Consider the following 21,261-nt stretch of genomic DNA (forward strand, 5'->3'; position numbering starts at 1 on the left):
CCGGGCGGCTCTCAGACCCGGACCTGGGGACTGATGGAATGGACGGTGTGCTTGGGGACGGCGACGCCGTCGGCTCCGGTCTCCGTCACGTCGATCACGAGTTCTCCGCCGAGGTCCTCCTGGGCGCTGGCCACCAGCCACGACGCCGTCCATTCCGGGGCGTCCAGGGTGACGCTGCGGTGATCGGGGAGCCCATCGCCGGCCGGCTCGTACCAGACCTCCAGGGCGACCACGGCCCCGTCGGTGCGACCCGGTGCCTGGCACGTGACCGTCACCAGCCCCAGGGCGGCCTCGTCGATGACCCAGCCGGAGGCGCCGGGCCGAAGGGTGCGCCGGTAGGGCTTGCCGCTCTCGCCGTGGACCACGAGGTCGAGGCTCTCCGCGGCCGGAAGTTGTTCCGGGAGCGGGTCGTCGGACGGGTACGTCACCGTCCAGGGGGTGCCCGCGGCGTCGGCGCCGGTGAGATCGACCGCGCGGACCGGGACGGAGCCCGTCGCCACCGTGATGCGCAGCGGCAGCGACGCACCAGGAGCTGCCGGGTCGGTGACGGGCGCTTCGGTCGCCGTGGCGGTCAGGAAGATGTGCTTCTCGCCTGACGGAGCATCGCTCATCGCCTCGCCGACATCGAGTTCGCGGACCACCTCGTCGGCTCCGACGGCTCCGTCGAACCGGACGAGCAGCCGCCCTCGCCGGCCCTGGAGCGCCTCCCGGGCGAGGGGAAGCAGAGCCGGTGGCAGAGGTCCTGCCAGGAGCGCGGTGTACGGAGGCATTCCGGAGGAGGTCGACGATGCGAGAACGGCCTCCTCTTCACCGTCACCTCGGGCCACCAGGGTGACGTGACGTACTGTCACGGGGCCGGGGGTGACGATCACGGTGGACGGTGGCACGTCCAACTCCGTGGCGGCGCGCGCCACCAGGGCCGCGGTCTCCTTGCCGTCCGGCCACCAGTGCGCGCTGATCTGCACGGATGCGGAGGTGTCGGTCCCCACCACCGTCGCCATGGGCACCCCCTGAGCGGAGACGTCCAAAGCGGGGCTGCCGGGGAGGAGTTGGACCGTCGGAGGGTCGAGCCGCGTCACGACGATTCGCGCTTGAGAATCGGGGAACATTTTGCCCCTTGTGGGTGATTGTGCTCATATTGAGTTTAGAGCGCATTCCGCCCAAGTGCAGGAGAAGAGGTGGGCGCAAGTGCTCCTCCTCCCGGCTCTCATCGCCCGACCCACCTGGTCTCTTTTCGCCGACGACGAGCTCGATCAGGTCTTCTACGCGATCGCGTCGCTGCCCCGGCTCAGCCGGGATTCCGATGGCGTCACTGTGCTGTCATTTATTCGGTATCGCTCCGCACCCGGTGGCACCAGTGGCGGAATTATTGAATTGCAAACGGATTTGTCGCTGCGGCCGGAGGAGCAGGCGGAGGCGGTCGCAGCTGCCCGGGCGAGCCGTGCGGGGACGGTGGAGCCCCGCATGGATGATCCGCTCTGGCTGGACGGAAAGGCGACGCTCTCCCTTCTCGGCTCCACGGTTGGCGGCGGTGAGGGGCCGGTGAGCGCGCAGCCGTCGCTGTCGGGAAGTTGCCCGGCCGCGTTCCAGGCGGCGCTGACGCCCGAGGCGGCCACGATCCAATGGGAGGCACTGCACGAGGGGAAGCCCGCGCTTCAGGCCTCCTACCGGATGCACGCCATGGCCCGCATCCCGAACGGCCGGGTCCATGCCTACGCCCGCGGCCCCGATGTCACCGCGCTGTGGGACCGGCTCGCCGCGGCCCCCGACGTGCGGGGCGCACTCGTCGAGGCCTCAGCCGCCGGCGTCGAGGTCCTGGACTGGCCCGCGAACGGCGATCCCGAACTGCTGCAGACGTTCATCGACTGGGGATGGGACTGGCTCGCGCCCTGGCTGCCGCCCAACGGCACACCGCCGGGTTCCGACATCGACGCGGAGTTCACCGGCTCCGCGGGACTGCCATGGCCCTTCGAGGTCGCGGGCAGCCTGGACGCGTTGGAGCTGCCCCGGGACGAGGGATGCTTCCTGGCGGTCGATCTGTCCGATCCGATCTTCCAGCAGCGGCACCTGGTGACACGGTGCAACGCAGACTTCTCCTCGGGCCGGCTCGCGGCGGTCATGGCTCATGTCGACTACGGGGACCACCACCACTCGGCCGTGTTCACCGGCAACGAAACGGCCGACCGGTTCGTGTGCACCGTCGACCCCGCCCTCGGACGCACGGTCACGATCCGGCCGGTGGTGTCCTTCACCGCTTCGAGCACCGTGATGGAACTGCCCGAGATCCGCACCGACGCGGAGAACGTGCTCATCAGTGTCGACACCGACGGCTGGCTGACCATCGACTTCAGCGCCGCCGCGCTCGACTGGGCGACGGTCCGCCACGTGGAGGTCGGGCTCCGCTACCAGGACGACGACCACGGGGTCGGACTCGTCGAGGACTTCCTGAAGTTCGACGCCTCCCGCACGGCCCAGCACTACGAACGCGCTGTCTACGCGCCGGTGACCAAGCCGTACGAGATGCACCTGTCGTACGACCTGGCCGACGGCCGGACCGCCGACGTCGACTGGACACCCGGCACCGACCGGACCGTGCTCATCCCGCCGCCGTCGGACACGTGGCGCACGATACGGCTCAGCGCGGCCGGACGCTTCGACGGCGTCGCGGCCTTCCTCGTCGACCTGGAGAGCGACGACGGCTCCGGCCACACATCGAGCACCACCGTGCGCCTGACCCCGGAGGCGGACTCCGCTAACTGGCGGACCGGGTCCGACGACACGGCCGCCGCGACCCTCAAGTACCGCGTCACGACCGTCTTCGCCGACGGCCACTCCACCGTCGGCCCCTGGCAGGAGGCCCCCCGCATCCAGCGGCTCGACATCGGAACTGCGCCGGCCGCCGTTCTCGGCGTCACCGTGGTGGCCGACCTCGTCGACTTCGCCGTGGTGAAGCTCGTGAAGACCACGCTGAGCCACACGGGGCCGGCGGGGGAGACCGACACCCGCGAGCTGATGTTCGCGCCCGGACAGCCCACCACCGTCGAGCTGCGTCTGCCGCTGCCGGACAAGGACGACACGGGGGCCCAGCCGCAGCACCGCTACACCGTCACCTCCACGTACTACCTGCGCGGCGGTGGGCATCGCAGCACGCCCGTGACACCCGGATCCGATCCGGTGATCGTTCTCCAACCCCCTCCCGTGTGACCGACCCTCAAGGAGACGTCATGCTCAACCTGCTGAACAAGTTCGTGGTCCCGGACGTGAAGGGGGTGGACATCTACCAGGATGACGACGACCCGCTGCAGTTCTGGATGGTTCCCCAGCCCGTCCGCCTGTCGACCGGCCCCGACGGGCAACCCGCCCTGTCGATATACGCCTTCGCTCGGGACATGAGCCTCCTGGCCGGGATCGACAAGCCGCTGCCCGCCGGTGAGACCGAGGGCGGAATTCTGAGCATGAGTGTCGAGTCCACCGTGGGGGACGAGGACCAGCGAAAGATCGTCGAGTATCTGCGCAGCCAGGTGCTGTCCGGCGCACTGGGCTCCCTACGCCCCGTCTGGGACGGGAGCAAAGTGGTGACGGAGCCGCGCGGGGCCACGCAGGGCGACCCGAAACTCGGCTATCCGACCTGGCTCGAGGGAGACGCGCAGTTCTGCCTTCCGTCGGCCCTCGGTCCCACCTTCGTCAAGGGGGACGACAGCAAGGCGAAGCCCTCCCTCGCCGGGTCGAACGTGGCGAGCTTCACCATCGCCCTCGGACAGGAAGGCATCCGGCTGTTCCGTGAAGGGGCCAAGTCGGGCAAGCTCACCGCGCATGTGGCGTACACCCTGCAGTTCATGGCGAGGGTGCCCGCCATCACTGTCACCGTGTCGGGCAACGCGAACAACGTCTACCAAGAACTCAAGGATCACACCACCGTCGTGGAGACCTCGGACGGTGTTGCCGTCCGGACCTATCCGCAGGTGTCCAGCCTGAAGGAGCTCAAGAACATCTCGGGCAGCCTCCAGGTGGACTACACGAGATTCGACTTCGCCACCGGCGAGGACAAGCTGCGTGAGCAACTGGAGGCTTTCGTCCTCGACATCACGCAGGCGTACCTGAAGAACATCTTCGCCCAGCCCGTCATCAACGGACAGCTCAACAAGGAGAAGCTCGGCACGGACCCGATGCAGAACTTCAAGAAGCCCGATGCGCCCCCCGTCGGAGGAAACCAGCTGTGGCTGAAGGAGTTCGAGCAGTCCGACATACGGGACTTCGGCATGACCTTCCACGGCAGCATCGCCAGGCCGTTCTCGGCGCACCCCAACGCGGCGCTGGTCGCCATGGTCACCAAGCCCCAGCTGGAAAAGGCCTTCACGGAAGCGGACCTCAACACTCCCATCTTCCACACGCTCCAGGTCCCGGTGCGCGTGACCGCCGACTTCGCCAACGACCCCATCGCCGGTATCCAGGTGACGCTGGACTACCGCCAGACCGACGACCGTACCGGCGAGGTCAAGGCGGCCTCGCAGACGTACGACTTCGTGAAGGGCGACGAGACGTACTACTTCCGCACCACCCTCGCCAAGGACGCGCAGGGAGCGCCGAAGGACACCTACAGCTACTCCAGCAGACTGCATTACAAGGCGGCCCAGCAGTCCACGGACATCGCCGCGCAGACCACCCGCGAGAAGAGCCTCATCATCGGCTACGACCGCCTCGGCTGCGTCGACGTCAAGGTGGTCGCGGGCACCGTGCCGTGGGCGGCGGTGCAGTCGATCCAGGTCGACCTGAAGCTGCCCGGGGTGAACCTGCCGTCCGCGGCGCAGACCCTCGTGCTCACCGAGGCGGCGCAGGAGGGGGGCTGGTTCAGCTACACGGGTGGGCAGACATCGCAGGAGTACGAGTATTCCTGCGAGTTCCTCCTCAAGAACGGCAGCAGGCTCGTCACGGGCCCCGACCGCACCTCCACGGCCCGGCTGCTGATCGACGCGCCCTTCGAGGACCGCATGGCGGTGACGTTCGTACCCCAGGGCCTCTTCCCGCCCCTGCAGTCGATCGTGCTGTCCACCAAGTACAGCGACGAAGCGGCCAAATACCACACCGAGGGCACCCACGTGTTCGCGAACAACATCGAGTCCTGGCGCTGGGAGGTCGACCTGCCCGACACGAAGAACCGCGAGTTCCAGTACAAGGCCGACATCACCTACGCCGACGGGACGACGGCACCCGGCCAGTGGCAGGTCGGCCAGGAGGGCACCGTCCTCATCGGTGAGGTCAAGAGCTCGCTGATGGAGGTGGCCGTGACCGCGGCGGCGCTGGACATGACCAAGTGGAAGCTCGTGGTGGTGAAACTGCGCTACGAGGACCCCGTCACGCACGAGGTGCAGGACGAGACGTTCCAGCTGACCTCCGCCAACGCCGGTCAGATCCCGTCCTGGAAGGTGACGCTGAAGGACCCCGCCGCCCAGAGCTACACGTACGAGGTCGAAGGCTACGGCACCGACGGCACACGCAAGTCCGTGCCCGCCACCTCCACCAGCGACGAACTGCTCGTTCTCGAGCTCTGACGAAGGCAGCGGGCGCTGAAGGAGCGATGTCATGACCGACGAGCTCGACGTCTCCCACCTGCAGGCACTGGATCTGGACTCCGGTCTGACGGACGCGGCGACCGGACCGAACATGACCATGGCGGGAGACACCTTCCAGCCGGGTCTCCTGGGCGACGTGATCGCCCACCAGGCGGAGCTCCCGGCCGACCGGATCCCCGTACTGGAGACCGCGCCGACGGAGTCCGGGGAGGTGCTCAGGAGCGGCGACGGGACCGTGTGCTTCGTACCCGTCGCCGTCCTGCCGACCCGCTCGAAGAGGTCCAAGACGCCCGCCGTGTTCCTGGAGGAGGACGACGCCGGCAGATGGAGCCTGCTGGTGTGGATCGACCTGGTCCGGCCGGACGGCGCTCCTCCCGAGGCGCAGGCGCTGCCGTTGAGCGACATTGCGGCTGTCCTCACCGCCACGGCACCGGAGACCGGGGCCGATTTCACCTCGGTGAGCGACCTGCCACCGCCCGAGGGCGTGGTGCGCCGTCTGGCACTCGCCGTCGCAGTGGACCCGGCCGTCATGGCGGACACCCTGCGCACCGACATGAACGCGGCCATCGTCGTGAGCGGAACGGTGTACTACCGCGACCAGAACAGCGCCTCACCCACCCCCGAGGAAGAGGAGCAGTTCCAGGTCGCGCAGTTGTCCCGGCGCGAGACCCTCGACCAGTTCCGGGCGGACGGCGGCTCGGACGAACAGGCCTACCGGCTCGCCCAGACCCTGGACGAGCAGATCCAGGCATCGACGCTGGAGCTGCTCCATGTCGACAACGCCTCGATGCTCCTCGGGCCGGGCGGGGGAGGGGTCCTGCTCTACCTGCCGCCGTCCGACAAGCCCAACCGCCCGATCTACTACCACTGGAACTTCAAGAGCGGCGCGGACTCCCAGGAGGGGCTCGACCCGGACAACGTGTGGATCGAGAGCGGAGCCGGCATGTGGCAGGTGTCGCCTCTGCCCAACCAGTACTTCGTGATCCCGCACGAGTACCGGCTCGCCTTCGACGTCGAGCGGGGCACGCCCGCCATGAGCGTGCTGCTCGTCCGGGAAGCCGGGGCGGACGCCGCCACCCAGACATGGAAGGTCCGCGTCCGGTTCAAGGTGGTGCCCTGGCTCGACCCCCGCGAGACCGAGAAGCTTCGCGCGGTGATCGCCGAGCTGGAAGGGGTGTCCTATCCGCAGCTGGTGATGGGCGGATACGCCAAAGCCACGTTCGATCAGTCGTCCTGGCTGAAGGACCTGGGCGGCAGGGAACTGAGTGCGGACAGCGAGACCACGCAAGTGGACGCCCGCGGGTTCGAGTTGGTGCTCGACTGCTCGATGGAGTTCTACACACTGCTCGCCCAGCTCCTCGCACCGCCCGCGGGAGCCGCCACCGGCGTCGAGGGACGCGTGCTGCTCGACCTGAAGAGCTCGCCGGACGAGGAGGCGCCGCCGGCGCGCAGGGAGATTCCGGTCCGCATCCGACTGGACCGCCCGGACGACGGATTCCTCACGACGGAGCAGATCACGGCCCCGTTCCCCGATCCCGCGACCTGGCCGACGGGATGGACACCGCCCTTCTACGCCAAGGTGCGAAGCGCCGGCGCCGTACGGGCGGATGTCGCCGGGGTGACGGCGGCCCTGCTCGTGCTGGATCCGTTGACCGGCGTGCCCGTGGACCACGCCGCCGCGGCAGCGACGCCCGCGGCCTTCCCTGTCGGCCTGCCGGATGCTCCCCCCGTGCAGCCGCCGCCCGAAGCGGCCCCGGCCGGGGCACCTCCCGCGTTCCAGCCGCCGGCCAATCCGCCGGTGGGTAACGGGGAGGTGCTGCTGAGACTGACCCAGAGCGAGCGCATCCCCGTCGACCCCCGCCTGGTGAGCTCCCTGGCGCTCGACTTCACCGGAGTGACCGTGCATCTGGATCCCGCGGTGACGCTGGAACGGGTCCACCAACTCGGCACCTCCACCGGCCTGGTGGCCCGGGTGGAGGTCAGCAGCTACCAGCTCAAGCATCCGGAGAGCCTGCCGCCCGAACTGGCCGACGTGTTCGGCATCGACGTGGAGGTGAGACGTGGCTCCGCCGACGCCGTGACGGTGAGCCTCAACCGCGACGTGCCGGAGGCGAGTCTCGACATCCCCTTCGGGTTCTCCGACCTGGTGGCCGGCGTGCGCCCGGACCAGCCGAAGTTCGAGTACCGGCGGCGAAACGTGGCGACCAAGGGGACGGGCCCGTACTCGGCCTGGGAATCCGTCGTGGGCAAGAGCCTGCACGTCACCCCGGTCACCTGAACGCACGAGAAAGCGAGAGCGAGGCGAGACACCATGCGAGTTCCACGCCGGCCGGCTCGCGCCCAGGTGGCCCGACACCGGCATGACCGAGGCGTGACGTCCCCCAGGAGGGTGCCGTGACCAGGACATCAGCTCTGCTCATCGCCGCGCTGACAGCGGGCGTGACCGGCCTCGGCCTCACCCCCGCGGCACCGGTGCCGGCCTCGGACGAACCCGATGCCTGTGTCGAGGGCTACGTCTGGAGGCTGACGTCGCCCGATGACCATGTCTGTGTGCCTCAGGCGGTCCAGGACCAGGCTGCGGCCGACAACAGCCAGGAGGAGGCGCGGCGCAATCCCGAGGGCGGACCGTACGGACCGGCGACCTGCTTGGAGGGTTACGTCTGGCGGGAGGCGACCCCGGAGGACCTCGTGTGCGTCGTGCCCGAGGTCCGTACCACAACCGCGCAGGAGAACGCCGAGGCGCCGAACCGCTGGAAGGCCACGGTGCGTGCGGACGGGTCGAACGCCTACCCGTTCCTCTACGCTGCCGCGTCGTACGCGATCACCATCCTGCCCGCGGGACGCGGCGCGGAGGAACTGTCCGTGCTCGTGGTCGACGCCGAAGGCGCGGCGACGGAGAGCGGAACCGGAACGACGGTCGCGAACGATCAAGGCACACCGAGTCAGCGGTTCGAATTCCAGCGGTGGGGCGGCGGAGCGGCCCTGTCCAACGCCTTCCAGATCGTGGACGGTTCGCAGGGAGGCTGTCTGACCGTTGCGGAATTCGGCAAGGGGAACGGAACCAAGGTGGTCGCGAGTTCGTGCAAGGGCGACGCCAACCAGATCTGGTCGCTGGCCGGCCGACGTGACGGTTCCTGGGACCTGCGCGTACGTCACAGCGGCAAGTGCCTGACGGCGCACAACCCGACGCTGACAGCACCGTCCGCGGGAGCGTATCTGGAGCAGTGGGACTGCCTCGGCGGGAAGAACCAGTCCTGGCGCGTCGCGCCCGCGTCCACGGAGTGACGTGGAGTGACGTTCAGCGCCCGAATCGCACAGAGGTCTCCGAGGGCAGAGCCCCTCGGAGACCTCTGTGCGATTCCCCGCGAGAGCGGCCGGTCAGCTGTCGTCGTACCGAGTGGCCTGCTGGGCGGTCGCCCCCTGTTCCGGTGACCAACGGATGTACCCGCCCTGGAACTGGCTGTAGCGGCCGTTGCCCTCGCCTCGCTCGTCGGAGGTCGGGTAGCGGAGGTAGCAGTTCTCCCAGCCCATGTTCGCCCACTGGTCACGGATCGCGCCGTGCACCTCGTGCGGGCCGGTCTGCACGGTCCAGTAGATCGAGCCGCCCTCGAAATGGTTGAAGCGTCCCACGCCGTCGGGGCAGCCCAGTTCGTCCGTCACCGGATAGCCGAGAAAGCCCCTCGATCCGCCGAGCTGGGCGTACTTGACGCGGATGTCCCCGTGGACCTCGTGCGCGCCGGTCCCGGGGGACCAGTAGATGGAACCTTCCGTGTAGTCCCGCGACGTGCCGCGCCCATCGGGGTTCGGCCCTTCACCGCTTCCGGCACCCGCGTCGAACGGCGGGCCGATCCACGTGATCTGGTTCCACTTGTCGTCGATGGCAGTCATGACCGATCTCCGGGTTCGCCTGGGAAACGCCCGTCAGAACGGCTCCCTGGCCAGGATGCCGTTGAGTGGCAGAAGGTCGAAGAAGTGGTGCTCGCCCGCGGGCTCGTACCGTACGACAGCACCGTAGTGAGGTACGCGCGTCAGTGTCCGCGGACGTGCCTGGGGGGCGGCCTCGGCCAGCGACTCGCACACGGAGCCGTGCCGGTAGCCCGCGTCGCGGAGGGCGTCACCGGTCGGCTCCGCCGTGGGTCCCGGGGACGATGTGAGGAGGGGCAGATAGAGCCTGGCGACTCCCTTGTCCGCGCAGGCCCGGGCCAGGGTGCGGCCGGTCAGTCCGTCGTCGGCCTCGTCACCCGGGGCGAACAGCGCCAGCATCACCCGCAGAGGGGCCTCGCCCACGCACGGCCAGCTCTCCGAGAAGTCCCCGCCGTCGTCCGGCTCACCGCTCTCCCGCGGCCCGTACGTTCCCGTGTTCCCGGGCCGCGGCAGGGCGGCGGCTTCGTCGAAGTACGCCCACCTCCAGCCCTCGGCCTGCCCGTCGGCGTTGCCCGCGTGCGCGCCCTGCTCCCGGGCCTTCGTGTACCCGTGGTGCCGGGAGGGCAGCGTCCTGGGAACGTGCGGCGGTGAGCTGATCCCGGCTTCGTAGCCGTGCTGCCAGCCCCTGAACTCGGCCGGCACGAACACGTCCGGGTCCTCGGGGACCGGGTAGGGGTTGTGATGGGTCATGACCGGCTCCTCGCTCCCGCTCACCAGGTGGGCTTGGCGACGTTGCCGTAGGACCAGGCGGGGCCCTTCGACATCTCGAAGTGCAGATGCGGTCCTGTGGAGTTGCCCGTCGTGCCGACCTTGCCGAGTTGCTGTCCGGCAGCGACGTGCTGGCCGGCGTTCACCTGCCGCTGTGAGAGGTGGCAGTACGTGTAGACATATCCGTTGTCTGCGGCGAGCCCGATCCACTGGCCGTACTCTTTGCCCCGCTCGTTGGACCAGGTGATCGTTCCGCTGCGTACGGCGACCACGGGGACCCCGGAGCCGGCGGCGTAGTCCTGGCCGGTGTGTCGGCCGACACCGTCGGGCTTCCAGGCGTACGGGCCGCGCTCGTAGAATTCGAAGCTGACTTTGTGGCCGGGCACGGGGGAGGGCACCCTGCCGGGACGCCTCGCAGGGGTCGGCGCGCCCCTGTCCTCGACGCGGAAGAGGCCGCTGAGGCGGCCCAGGGTGGCCAGGGAGGTGGGGCCCGGTACGCCGTCGGCGTCGGGACCCGTGAAGCCCTGGGCGAGCTGTTCGGCGCGGTAGGCGGCCTTGGTCTGGTCTCCGAAGAGGCCGGTGGCGCCGTCGGAGATCTTGCGGCCCCGTTTGATCAGGGCCTTCTGTACGGTGCGTACGTCCTCGTTCCGCTTGCCGAACTGGACGTTGGACAGAGCAACCATGACAAGGCCTTCTCAATGGTGCGGGCACGGAGCCGTGGCCGAGCCCCGGTTTTCCACGGAATTCCCCTCCGAGACGATCGCTCTGGAGGCCATGGCGTCCGATCCGACTTCGTGCGTCGTCATTCGAGGGTACGGAATCGATGTCAGTGCGGCGTCAATCTGACGTCATCGACGGGAGGTCGACGTCCTCACCCGGTGGAAGACGTCGCCCAGGGAAGACGGCATGAGAACGCGACCCCTGTTTCATGATCTTCGGCTTCGAGAACCGTGATCATCAGGAGTCGCGTTCGCCATTTCCCGCCGGGCCGCCTTAGGCGATCACCTGTGCATGCGCACGGTGAAGTTCTCCGTCTCGCCGGAATTCCATTTGATGTAGTCCTGAACCGACAAGTAGGCCGAGTCCCGGGTCAGGCGCAGCTGCTCGGTCGCGTTGTTCCATGTGTACTTGGCGTACTGGGCACCCGCGACGTACCTGCTGGGGGACAGTTTCTTCGTGCGGCCCTTGTCCCAGGCACAGTCCTTCGTCGCGTCGTAGTCGCACGTGGAATAGGCCCTGACGTAGAGGCCGCAGCTTTCTGAAACCGTCACGTCGATGCGGCTCAGCCTGTCATTGCTTGAATACCACTTGCCGGGAAGCTGACTTGTGGTGAGGCAGGCTGCTGCCTGTTTCGCCGAGACGAGTGTGAAAGTGACCGACAGGGAGAGTGTCAGGGCGGCCGTGATGAGCAGGGCCATGACCCTGGACAGGGGGCTGCGGACAAACGAGACATGTGTCATGGCGAACCTCCGATGGCGGGTACCAGCATGAGCGTTTCGTGGTCGCACGACACGTCCGACTGGTCTTGCCGCTTGGTGGCAGGCACGACTAGCGCAGCGCGGGAGGGTTGACGACGACGCGCTGAGGAGCGGGCGGCGAAATTCACATCCGACTCTCGCTAGTCATCGGGGTAATTCCAGTCAACGCCGGTCATCCATGTGCCGCAACTGGAGGGCGACGCAGGGGGGTTCCGCCGGTCGGTTGGTTGCGCGACGAAACGACAGCGTCCGGTGGAGCACGGTCGACGGCACGAGCCGGTCGGTGCACGGGGTCTTTTGTCGGTGGCCGACGCCGCTCACGAGGCCGTACGCGTTCTGGCCCGCTCGCGGCCGGCTGTTGTTCAGCGCGGGCGCGGCGAGGCGGGGGACACCTCCGTGGAGGCAAGGTGTGTGCGCGAATGCGGTGCCGTCGAGGCGGTCGGGCGTCGGGGACGGAGCGGTGGACACGGGCGAGGACGTGGGGGAGAGGGGGACGGCCGGGCGACGGCCGGGTCGGGTCAGGCGGGCCGTACGAGGCCGGTGTCGTAGGCGAAGATCACGGCCTGCACGCGGTCGCGGGCGTCGATCTTGGTGAGGATCCGGCCGATGTGGGATTTGACGGTGGACTCCGCCAGATGAAGCCGCTCGGCGATCTCTCCGTTCGTCCAGCCGGTGGCCATGGCGGTGAGGACTTCGCGTTCGCGCGGGGTGAGGTCCGCGAGCCGGCTCTGCTGTTGGGGGGAGTGGCCGGGGAGGCGGTCGCTGAAGTTGTCGATGAGTTTTCGGGTGAGGCCGGGGGAGATGACGGCGTCGCCCGCGGCCACCGCCCGTACTCCCGCGACGAGTTCTTCGGGCAGGGCGTCCTTGAGCAGGAAGCCGCTGGCTCCGGCGCGCAGGGCGTCGTAGGCGTACTCGTCGAGGTCGAAGGTGGTGAGGACGAGGATGCGGGAGCGGCCGCCGGACCCGACGATGCGACGGGTGGCCTCGATGCCGTCCATGCCGGGCATACGGACGTCCATCAGGACGACGTCCGGACGGAGTTCGGCGGTCATGCGGACCGCTTCGCTGCCGTTGGTGGCCTCGCCGACGACGGTGACGTCGGACTGGGCCTCCAGCAGCATGCTGAAGCCCATGCGTTGCAGTGCTTGGTCGTCGACGATGAGGACGGTGGTCATGAGGGGTGCTTCTCCGGGGAAACGGTCGGCGGATCGGGGACGAGGAGCGCGCGGACGGTCCAGCCGCCCTGAGCGTTGGGGCCTGCGGTGACGCTTCCTTGGTAGAGGGCTGCTCGTTCACGCATGCCTACCAGGCCACGGCCGCCGCCGCTCGCACGGGGACGGTGTGCGGCGGCGCGGGACGGGCCCGTGTCCTCGACGGTGACGTGGACGGCGTCGGGGGTGGCCGCAAGAGACACGCTGACCGAGGTGCCGGAGGCCGCGTACCTGACCGTATTGGTCAGGGCTTCCTGGACGATGCGGTAGAGGGACAGCTGGAGGCCCGGGGGCAGGTCGGTGAGGTTGCCGTGGGTGTTCAGGGTGACGGCGGGGCCGGCCGCGCGGACGCGTTCGAGGAGGGCTTCGAGGTCGGTCAGGCCGGGCTGCGGCGCGAGCGGGGCGTGATGCGGCCGGTCGTTGTCCTCGCCGACGACGGCGAGCAGCCGGCGTAGCTCGGCCAGGGCGTCACGGCCGCTGTCACTGATGATGCGGAGCGTCTGGGCGCCGCGTTCCGGCTTGGTCGCGGCGAGCGCGGCGGCACCGTCGGCCAGGCCGACGATGACGGAGAGGGTGTGGCCGAGGATGTCGTGCATCTCCCGGGAAACGCGGGCGCGTTCCTGCGCGGTGGCGAGGCGGGCCCGCTGGTCGCGTTCCTTCTTCAAGGCGTCGATGTAGGCGCCGGCCAGTCGGCTGAGAAGACCGAGTGCGGCGAACGCGGCCATCGCGGTCATCGCCAGCAGGGTCACGACCTCAGGCCGGGTGGCGTGCTCCAGCTGGCCGCCCCTCCAGAAGACGGTCGCCCACGCCACGAGCTGCGCGGTGGTGACACCGATGGCGAGGGCCAGTTGGCGCGGGGTGCAGTAGCGGCCGACGTTGAACAGGGCCACGACCCTCGCGGAGTCGGCACCGGTCATCACCCCCAGGGGAAGCGCCGCCACCGACACGGCGGTGGTGAGGGCGAAGACCAGCAGGGGGTGGCGCTCCCGCCACAGGAGCGGCACGGTGAAGGCGAGGAGGAGCGCCAGCTGTGCCGGGGCGTCGCCGGTGTTGTAGGGGTTGAGGTAGGAGGTGACGCCGAGCGCGGCGCAGAAGGCCGGCACCCCCCAGCGCCGGATCCTGGGGTGGGCCCGGTCGGCCCGCCGCAAGGCGGCGATCCGAAAGATGACCGAGGCGATCACGCGCTGCTCGGAATCACTGGTCAGGGTCTCCAGCATCCGGTCGTCGTCCGGGCGGGGGTCCTGCGCCGGTGCGCTCGGTGCGGTCACGGGGGTCCTTCGCGGGTCGGGGGCCGCCCGCCGGTCCGGGGGAGTCGGACCGGCGGGCGGGGCGGGGGAGAGGGCCGGTGGGCGGCGGCCGTTCCGGTGGCCGATCGGGCCGTTGTCGGCAGCCGCCGCTGCGACGCGTTCCCGTCAGCGCTTACGGAACATCTTCCTCCGTATCCCGCCCGTCGCTGTCGCCTTCGACGTGCTCGTGTCGGCGGGCCGGGTGTCGTCGTCGGCACTCGTGGAACGCTGTATGAGCCCGGACAGTCCCCGGGTCCTGCCGTGGTGGTGCCGGTGAAGCGGCGACGTCCGCGAGACCGTGTCCGAGGTGTCGGCACCGGAGCCGCCGGTGAACGCACGCGGGCCGGGGGAGCGGTCCGAGTCCGGGCCGATCTCGGCGGTCACGCCTGCGAGTACGGGTTCCGGAGCGGTGCTCGTGCTGCCGGCCGCCGGCGTCCGGCGCAGCTTCTCACCCTCGACGTCCACGTCGGGCAGGGCACGGTCGAGCCACTTGGGCAGGGCCCAGGCGCGGTGCCCGAGCAGGGCCAGCACCGCCGGGACGACGGTCATACGAACGACGAAGGCGTCGAAGAACACCGCCGAGGCGAGTCCCAGGCCGACCGACTTGATCAGCGCCGCGTCGTCGAGGAGGAAGCCGGAGAAGACGGAGATCATGATGACCGCGGCGGCGGTGACCACCCGGCCGCTGTGCCGGAACCCCTCGACGACGGCCTTCGTCGGGGCGGCGCCGTGGACGTACTCCTCGCGCATCCGGGTGACGAGGAAGACCTCGTAGTCCATGGCGAGGCCGAAGACGACGCCGATCAGCAGGATGGGCAGCACGCTGACGATGGGTGCGGTCTGGTCGACGCCGAAGACATCCGCGAGCCAGCCCCACTGGAAGACGGCCACCAGGACACCGAGCGTGGAGGCGATGGTGAGCAGGAAGCCGACGGCGGCCTTCAGCGGGATCAGGATCGAGCGGAAGACCAGCAGAAGCAGGATCAGGGCGAGGCCGACCACGATGGCCAGGTAGGGGATGAGGGCTCGGGCGAGCTTGGCGGACACGTCGATGTTGACCGCGGTCGTGCCGGTGACCATCAGGTCGGCGCCGGTGGCGGCGTGCAGGCCGGCGCTGTGGTCGCGGATGTCGGCGACCAGGTCCTTGGTGGCCTGACTGGTCGGAGCGCTCCCGGGGACGACTCCGATGATGGCGACATCGCCGGCTTCGTTGAAGGCCGCGTCACGGACCGACGCGACGTCGTCCAGCGTGCGCATCACCGCGGTGGCGTCAGCGGCGGCGCCCTCGGCGTCGTCACTGCCCCGCGCGTCGACGACCACGGTCAGCGGGCCGTTGAAGCCCGGCCCGAAGCCTTCGCTGAGGGTGTCGTAGGCGAGGCGCTGCGTGCTGGCGGGGGGCTTCATGGAGTCGTCGGGCAGCGTCAGGCGCAACGACATGGCGGGGACGGCCAGCAGCCCGAGGCCGATCACCGAGACGGCGAGGACCTTGACCGGATTACGGGTGACGAACGTCGCCCAGCGCACGCCCATGGACACGCCCACGCCGCGCTCCAGCGCCTGCATACGACGGGACAGCAGCTTGGCCTTCATGATCCGGGGGCCGACGAAACCGAGCAGGGCCGGCAGCAGGGTCAGCGCGATCACCACGGCGACGGCGACGGCGAAGGCCGAGCCCAGGCCCATGGAGGTGAGCATCTGGATGCCGATGACGCTGAGGCCGGCCAGCGCGATGATCACGGTGAGGCCCGCGAAGACGACCGCGGAGCCGGCCGTGCCCAGGGCCCGTCCGCAGGCTTCCTCGGGGTCGTGGCCGTCTCGGATCTCGTTGCGGTAGCGGGAGACGATGAACAGGGCGTAGTCGATGGCGACGGCCAGGCCCAGCATCAGCGCCAGGGTGGAGGCCTGGGAGGCGATGTCGAAGAACTGGGTGGCGAGAGTGATCGACAGAATGGCCGCGCCCACGCCGAGGACCGCGGTGAGCAGAGGCAGCCCTGCGGCGATCATCGAGCCGAAGGTGATCAGGAGGACGACGGCGGCGACGCCGAGGCCGATGAGTTCGGCCGCCTTGCTCGCTGCCTCGTCCGCGACGGCGTCACCGCCCATGCTGACCGTCAGCCCGGCCTTCTCGCCCTCCTCGACGACGGTGGTCTGCACGTCGTGCGCGGCGTCACCGACTTCGGCCTCGGGGACCGTGTACGTGACCCCGGCGAAGCCGATGGTGCCGGACTTGCTGACCTGACCGCTGGTGAAGGGGTCGGAGACGCTGGACACCTGCGGCGACTGCTCCAGCTTCGCCACCAGGGACTCGACCGCGGCCTTGTTGGCCGTGGAGGTGAGCTTCTGCCCTTCGGAGGCTTCGAAAACGACCCGGGCGGAAGCCCCGCCCGCGGAGGCCTGCGGAAACTCCTCGCCCAGCAGGTCGATGGCCTTCTGGGACTGGGTGCCGGGCAGGGCGAAGCTGTCGGAGGTGGAGCCGGTGGAACTTATGGCACCGATACCGACGGCGGCCAGGACGGCGATCCACAACATGAGGACGAGGCGTCGTCGCCGGAAGGCGGATCGTCCCAGTCGATAGAGGAAGGTGGCCACGGAGTTACTCCCACCGGAAGAAGAGATCATGTGCGTGAGCGGGGCCTGATCGACCCGTGATCTCAAGCTAGGGGCGGGATTTCCCGCCCCCTGCCTCCTGTGGAACCGAATCGGCGCAGGGCGACTAGTACTGCGGTACTAGTGCCCCTCCGCCTCACGGCACGGTGACCAGCACCCGGCCGCGCCCGCCGGCGTCGACCCGGTCGTGGGCCTTGGCGATGTCCACGAGCGGGAAGCGGTCGCCGACGTCGACGGTGAGGGCGCCGACAGCGGCCGCGGCGGTGAGGTCGCGGGCGGCCTGCCGCTTGGCCGCGAGGGGGAAGTCGTCGCTGCCGAGCAGGCGCAGGGTCACGTTGTTGAACAGCAGCGGCCAGAAGGGGAGTTCGGTGCGGTCGTCGTGGGTTCCGTAGGCGGCGATGACGGCGTCGAGCGCGGTGACCGCGTTGTCGAGGTCGGCGTTGGCCGACAGGGACACCTCGATGATGCGGTGCACGCCGTCGGGCGCGTGGGAGCGGATCGCCGCTGCCGGGTCGTCGGAGTCCAGGGCGACGGCGTGGGAGACGACCGCCGGGTCGACGCGCTCCAGGTCGCCGCCGCGCCGCACGGTGCCGATGACGGTCGCGCCGCCCCAGCGCGCGAGCTGCGCGGCCAGGGAACCGACACCCCCGAGCGCGCCGTGCACCAGCACGATCTTCCCGTCGACCGGGCCGTCGGCGAACACGGCCCGGTGCGCGGTGATGCCGGGGATGCCGAGACTCGCGCCCAGTCCGTCGCCGAGGTGGTCGGGCAGGGGGACGGCTTGATGCTCGGGTACGACGGTGTACTGGGCGGCGGTGCCGAAGGCCCGGTAGGACTGGGCGCCGTACACCCACACCCGCTGTCCGACGCGGCGGGCGTCGACCCCGTTCCCGACCGCGTCGACCACGCCGGCGGCGTCACTGTGCGGGATCACGCGCGGGTAGGGCATCGAAGAGCCGAGCCAGCCGCGTCGCTTCTTGGTGTCGCCGGGGTTGACGCCGGACACGGTCACACGGACACGGACCTCGCCGGGACCGGGCAGGGGGTCGGGCAGTTCGCCGACGTGCAGGACATCGGCGGCGGGGCCCTGTTCGTCGTACCAGGACGCGATCATGCGGAATCTCCCGTAGTCGTTCGGGCGCTGGGTCGGGGCGGAATCGCCGCAGGGGCGGGGCCGTTCTCGAGCGGCTACTTCCCGGGAACCCGTTTCCAGGTGTCGTCGCCCGACCACCATCGGAGCCGTTCGTAGATCCTTCCAAGGCCCTGGCTTGTCCTACGGTGAGGTGGGCAGGTGCGGGGAGCGGAGTACGAGCAGGGTGATCTCGCTGGGGGCGAAGACGCGGAACGGCGGGCCCCAGAAGCCGGTGCCGCGGCTGGTGTAGAGGAGGGTGCGGGGGCCGTGGTGGCTGAGGCCGGCGAGGGCGGGCTGGTCGAGGCGGACCAGATGGTGGAAGGGCCAGATCTGGCCGCCGTGGGTGTGGCCGGAGAGTTGCAGGTCGATGCCTGCGGCTGCCGCCCGGTCGACGAACTGGGGCTGGTGTGCCAGGAGCAGGACCGGCAGGTCGGGGTCGGCGCCGTTCAGGGCTCCGGCGAGGTGGGCGCGGTGGCCCGCCAGGCCGGAGGACTCGGCGGTGACGTCGTCCACGCCGGCGACCACGAGGGTGTCGCCGCCGCGTTCCAGCAGGAGATGGCGGTTGCGCAGCGGCTCCCAGCCCAGCTCGTCCATCAGGTCGACCCAGCCCTGGGCCTCGCTGTAGTACTCGTGGTTGCCGGTGACGTAGACACGGGCCTTGGTGGCCCGCACCGTACCGAGGGGGACGGCCTGGGCGCGGCGGCGCCCGGCGGTGCCGTCAGCGATGTCGCCCGTGTGGCAGACCAGGTCGGCTTCCAGAGTGTTCACCGTCTCGCAGACCCGTGCCGACCAGCGAGCGCGATCGAGTGGGCCGTAGTGGGTGTCGGTGATGAGGGCGACGCGGAGACCGTCCAACCCGGCACCCAGCCGCGGGAGTTGCACGTCGAGTCGGCGCACGCGTGGCACGCGGCGGGCCTCGGCGTACCCCCAGGCGAGGAGGGCGGCGGTGACGCCGAGAACGGCCCACGTGACGATCCGGGCCCGGTCCTGGCTCTCGCCGACGCCTGCCACGGTCAGGGCGAGCCGCAGGAGGACGCCGAGCAGAACGGACCAGGTGAACAGAACCCAGCTGGTGCCCAGCAGGGTGTCACCGATGATCGCCGCCCGGTCCTGCTGGCGCCGACCGTGGCCGCGCACCATCGCGAGCGGCATACCGACGAGGCCGAGGGCGAACAGGGCGGTGCCGGCCGGCGTGACGGGCAGCGGCCAGTGCTGACCGCTGTACAGGAGCACCCCACAGGGCACGGCCCACAGCAGGACGGGGGCGATCAGGGGGAGGTAGCGCATCAGGCGGTGCAGTCGGCTCTGCCGCGGCGCGTGCGCCTCACCCTCGGCGGGCCGGGTGTTGCTGGTGTCGGTCACGCTTTCCCTCCCTGGCCAGGCTGCCGTCTCGCGCACTGTATCCGGTCACCCAGGCCGGCCGGACCGGCGTTCATGGGTGCGGCCCCTTGGCATGCAGCAGGTGCAGCCGCCCGTCGAGCACCAGCAGCATCTCATCGGCCCCGTGGGCCGCTTCCTGGACTGGGCCGCTGTCCATGCGCAGGACTTTCACCCGGGCCGTGCCTACCTCTGCCAGGGAGTGGGAGTTTCAGGCGGCCGGCAGCGCGGCCGCTGTTTCTACGACGTTGATCGAACTCATTGCATGGGTCCCGTCGGGCTGCTTCCACCGTGGTGTGGGCAGCCCGCCCTTCACATTCAGCCGTGGCCTCGCCACCCACAAGCCGAGGACTTCCCGAGGGGTCAATGCAGCCGTGCGGGCGTGATGATCACCGTCACGCCGGACTTGGCGGCACCTCTCGGGGTGACCCGGACCGTGGCGGCTGTTCCAGCGGGTACCGCTGAGGGCCGGGCAGTGGCCGGCCCGTCGACCGCGATGTGCCAGCCCACCGGTGCGGGCGGCAAGGACAGTTCGGTCGTGCCGCCGTGGCGCGGCGCGTAGCTGAGCCGGTAGGTGCGTGTGGCCGGGGTGTAGCTGTCGACGTGGATCTCGCCCGCGACAGCCCGAGCGTACGGGCGTACGGTTCGCTCCTTGTTGGGGCGCAGTTGACCGTTCGCGTCCATCGCGCAGTACCCGCCGCCGTAGCACCATTCCCACCCCGCCCATCCGCCGCTGTACCGGTCCATGGAGGTCAGGGCATCGTCGTAGAACCGGCCCATGTGGGGCAGCTGGCCGTTCAGTGGCCCCCACTCACCGACAACGACCGGGAGGCCGTACGTGCGTGGATAGTCGACCACGGCGGCCTCGTACGCCTCCAGCCAGCCACCGGCCGGGTCGTAGTCTCCGCCCGCCTCCATCACCGCGTTGTAGAGGTGCGGGGCGTACACCACCTTGGGGTCGTCGATGCGGCCCAGGCCGGTCGGCACGCCTTCGCCCACGATCGGTGTCGGCTCCACGAACAGCCAGTTGTCCGGATCGACGTGGCGAACGGCGTCGGCGATGCGGTTGTACATCGGGGTGAGCTGCCGGGACTCGATCCGTTTCGCGGCGGTCGGCAGGTCCTCGCCGGGGTCGAGGCGGCCCATCGGCTCGTTGATCAGGTCATAGCCGAGGACGGCGGGGTGTTCGCCGAACCTCGCGGCGAGCAGCCGCCACATGCGTGCCTGCGCCCTCCTCAGATCGGTGTCCTCGTAGAGATGCTGGAACGCGGCCTGCACAGCCGGCTCGAAGTACTCGGAGAACCAGTCGTCCGGGTGAGGCGTGAACGGCAGCCCGTCCGTGCGTGTCGCCCACTCGGGGATTCCCCGGTGTCCGAACCGGGGGCCGAACACGTCCTGGTGGGCATCGATCACCACATGGATCCGGTACCGCTGGGCCCAGTCCAGGATCCGGTCGATCTTGCCGAGATACCGGCGGCTGTAGTGGCCGGGTTCCGGCTCCAAGTCGTCCCAGAAGAGCAGCAGTCGAGCGAAGTCGAAGCCCTGGGCCGACATGTCACGGAAGTGCCGCTCGGTGATCGCGGACAGCGCGTCGGCCCCGTGATGAACCTTGTCCCCTACGTTCCAGCCCCGCAGGGTGAGCGCCCTGCCCCGGTCATCGGTCAGCCGACTCCTGGGCACCGGCTCCACGGCATCCGCGTGGGCGGGACCGGGAAGCAGCGCGGAAGCAATCAGTATCAGTGCCCCCGCAGCGACGGCCACGCACCTGCGCATCAACACCTCCGGCCCAGGGCGCGTGATCGCGCCGAGTGGAGAAGTACTCAACTGCCAGCGCAGCCAACCAGGTCGACCGGCCTTCGGCTAAGGCGAGAACAGGGCAAACCGTCCGGGGGCCGACCTCCCACGCCGGAGACGGTGCACTCGGCCTGGTGCTCACTGCCGCGGTGCTGTGGACACCCGCTCTCTGGA

The 21,261-nt window shown here is 69.7% G+C and carries 15 protein-coding genes; 4 read left to right on the forward strand and 11 right to left on the reverse strand.

Going from position 1 to position 21,261, the window contains the following annotated elements:
• Positions 1-11 precede the first annotated feature (11 nt).
• Positions 12-1,001, reverse strand: coding sequence for a hypothetical protein (locus tag IE275_RS27590; RefSeq protein ID WP_189714129.1), 990 nt, complete (start codon positions 999-1,001; stop codon positions 12-14).
• Positions 1,002-1,464: 463 nt separating this feature from the next.
• Between IE275_RS27590 and IE275_RS27595 the strand changes: the two genes are divergently transcribed.
• The 4 genes from IE275_RS27595 (at position 1,465) to IE275_RS27610 (ending at position 8,855) form a co-directional block, all read left to right on the forward strand.
• Positions 1,465-3,204: a hypothetical protein gene (locus IE275_RS27595; RefSeq protein ID WP_189714130.1), complete on the forward strand. Its 1,740-nt coding sequence runs from the start codon at positions 1,465-1,467 to the stop codon at positions 3,202-3,204.
• A 20-nt stretch (positions 3,205-3,224) separates the two neighbouring features.
• Entirely contained in the window at positions 3,225-5,549 is a 2,325-nt protein-coding gene (locus IE275_RS27600; RefSeq protein WP_189714131.1) for a hypothetical protein, read from the forward strand.
• A 31-nt stretch (positions 5,550-5,580) separates the two neighbouring features.
• Entirely contained in the window at positions 5,581-7,848 is a 2,268-nt protein-coding gene (locus IE275_RS27605) for a hypothetical protein (protein WP_189714132.1), read from the forward strand.
• Positions 7,849-7,964: 116 nt separating this feature from the next.
• The gene (locus IE275_RS27610) at positions 7,965-8,855 is read left to right on the forward strand and encodes an RICIN domain-containing protein (protein WP_189714133.1); all 891 of its coding nucleotides are present in this window, start codon (positions 7,965-7,967) and stop codon (positions 8,853-8,855) included.
• Between the two features lie 93 nt (positions 8,856-8,948).
• Here IE275_RS27610 and IE275_RS27615 read toward each other — a convergent pair whose 3' ends face one another.
• The 10 genes from IE275_RS27615 to IE275_RS27660 all read right to left on the reverse strand — a co-directional run bounded on the left by IE275_RS27615 (position 8,949) and on the right by IE275_RS27660 (position 21,066).
• Positions 8,949-9,458, reverse strand: a complete 510-nt coding sequence (locus IE275_RS27615) for an LGFP repeat-containing protein (RefSeq protein ID WP_189714134.1) — start codon at positions 9,456-9,458, stop codon at positions 8,949-8,951.
• Positions 9,459-9,491: 33 nt separating this feature from the next.
• Entirely contained in the window at positions 9,492-10,184 is a 693-nt protein-coding gene (locus IE275_RS27620) for a hypothetical protein (protein ID WP_189714135.1), read from the reverse strand.
• A 20-nt stretch (positions 10,185-10,204) separates the two neighbouring features.
• Positions 10,205-10,885, reverse strand: a complete 681-nt coding sequence (locus IE275_RS47110) for a M23 family metallopeptidase (RefSeq protein ID WP_189714136.1) — start codon at positions 10,883-10,885, stop codon at positions 10,205-10,207.
• Between the two features lie 318 nt (positions 10,886-11,203).
• Positions 11,204-11,620, reverse strand: a complete 417-nt coding sequence (locus IE275_RS27630) for a hypothetical protein (protein ID WP_189714137.1) — start codon at positions 11,618-11,620, stop codon at positions 11,204-11,206.
• A gap of 578 nt (positions 11,621-12,198) precedes the next feature.
• The gene (locus IE275_RS27635; protein ID WP_189714138.1) at positions 12,199-12,855 is read right to left on the reverse strand and encodes a response regulator; all 657 of its coding nucleotides are present in this window, start codon (positions 12,853-12,855) and stop codon (positions 12,199-12,201) included.
• Complete coding sequence (locus tag IE275_RS27640; RefSeq protein WP_229870624.1) at positions 12,852-14,159, reverse strand: sensor histidine kinase; 1,308 nt, start codon at positions 14,157-14,159, stop codon at positions 12,852-12,854. Before IE275_RS27640 ends, IE275_RS27635 begins: the two co-directional genes overlap by 4 nt.
• Before the next feature lie 144 nt (positions 14,160-14,303).
• On the reverse strand, positions 14,304-16,766 hold the full coding sequence (locus IE275_RS27645) for an MMPL family transporter (RefSeq protein ID WP_189714139.1): 2,463 nt from the start codon (positions 16,764-16,766) through the stop codon (positions 14,304-14,306).
• Between the two features lie 154 nt (positions 16,767-16,920).
• A complete protein-coding gene (locus IE275_RS27650) occupies positions 16,921-17,898 on the reverse strand; it encodes an NADPH:quinone reductase (RefSeq protein WP_189714140.1) in 978 nt (325 codons plus the stop codon).
• Between the two features lie 159 nt (positions 17,899-18,057).
• Positions 18,058-19,278, reverse strand: a complete 1,221-nt coding sequence (locus IE275_RS27655) for a metallophosphoesterase (RefSeq protein ID WP_189714141.1) — start codon at positions 19,276-19,278, stop codon at positions 18,058-18,060.
• A gap of 378 nt (positions 19,279-19,656) precedes the next feature.
• Entirely contained in the window at positions 19,657-21,066 is a 1,410-nt protein-coding gene (locus IE275_RS27660; protein ID WP_189714142.1) for a cellulase family glycosylhydrolase, read from the reverse strand.
• Positions 21,067-21,261: the final 195 nt, after the last annotated feature.

The sequence above is a fragment of the Streptomyces phaeofaciens genome (assembly GCF_014648915.1).
GTDB classification, from domain to species: Bacteria; Actinomycetota; Actinomycetes; order Streptomycetales; family Streptomycetaceae; genus Streptomyces; species Streptomyces phaeofaciens.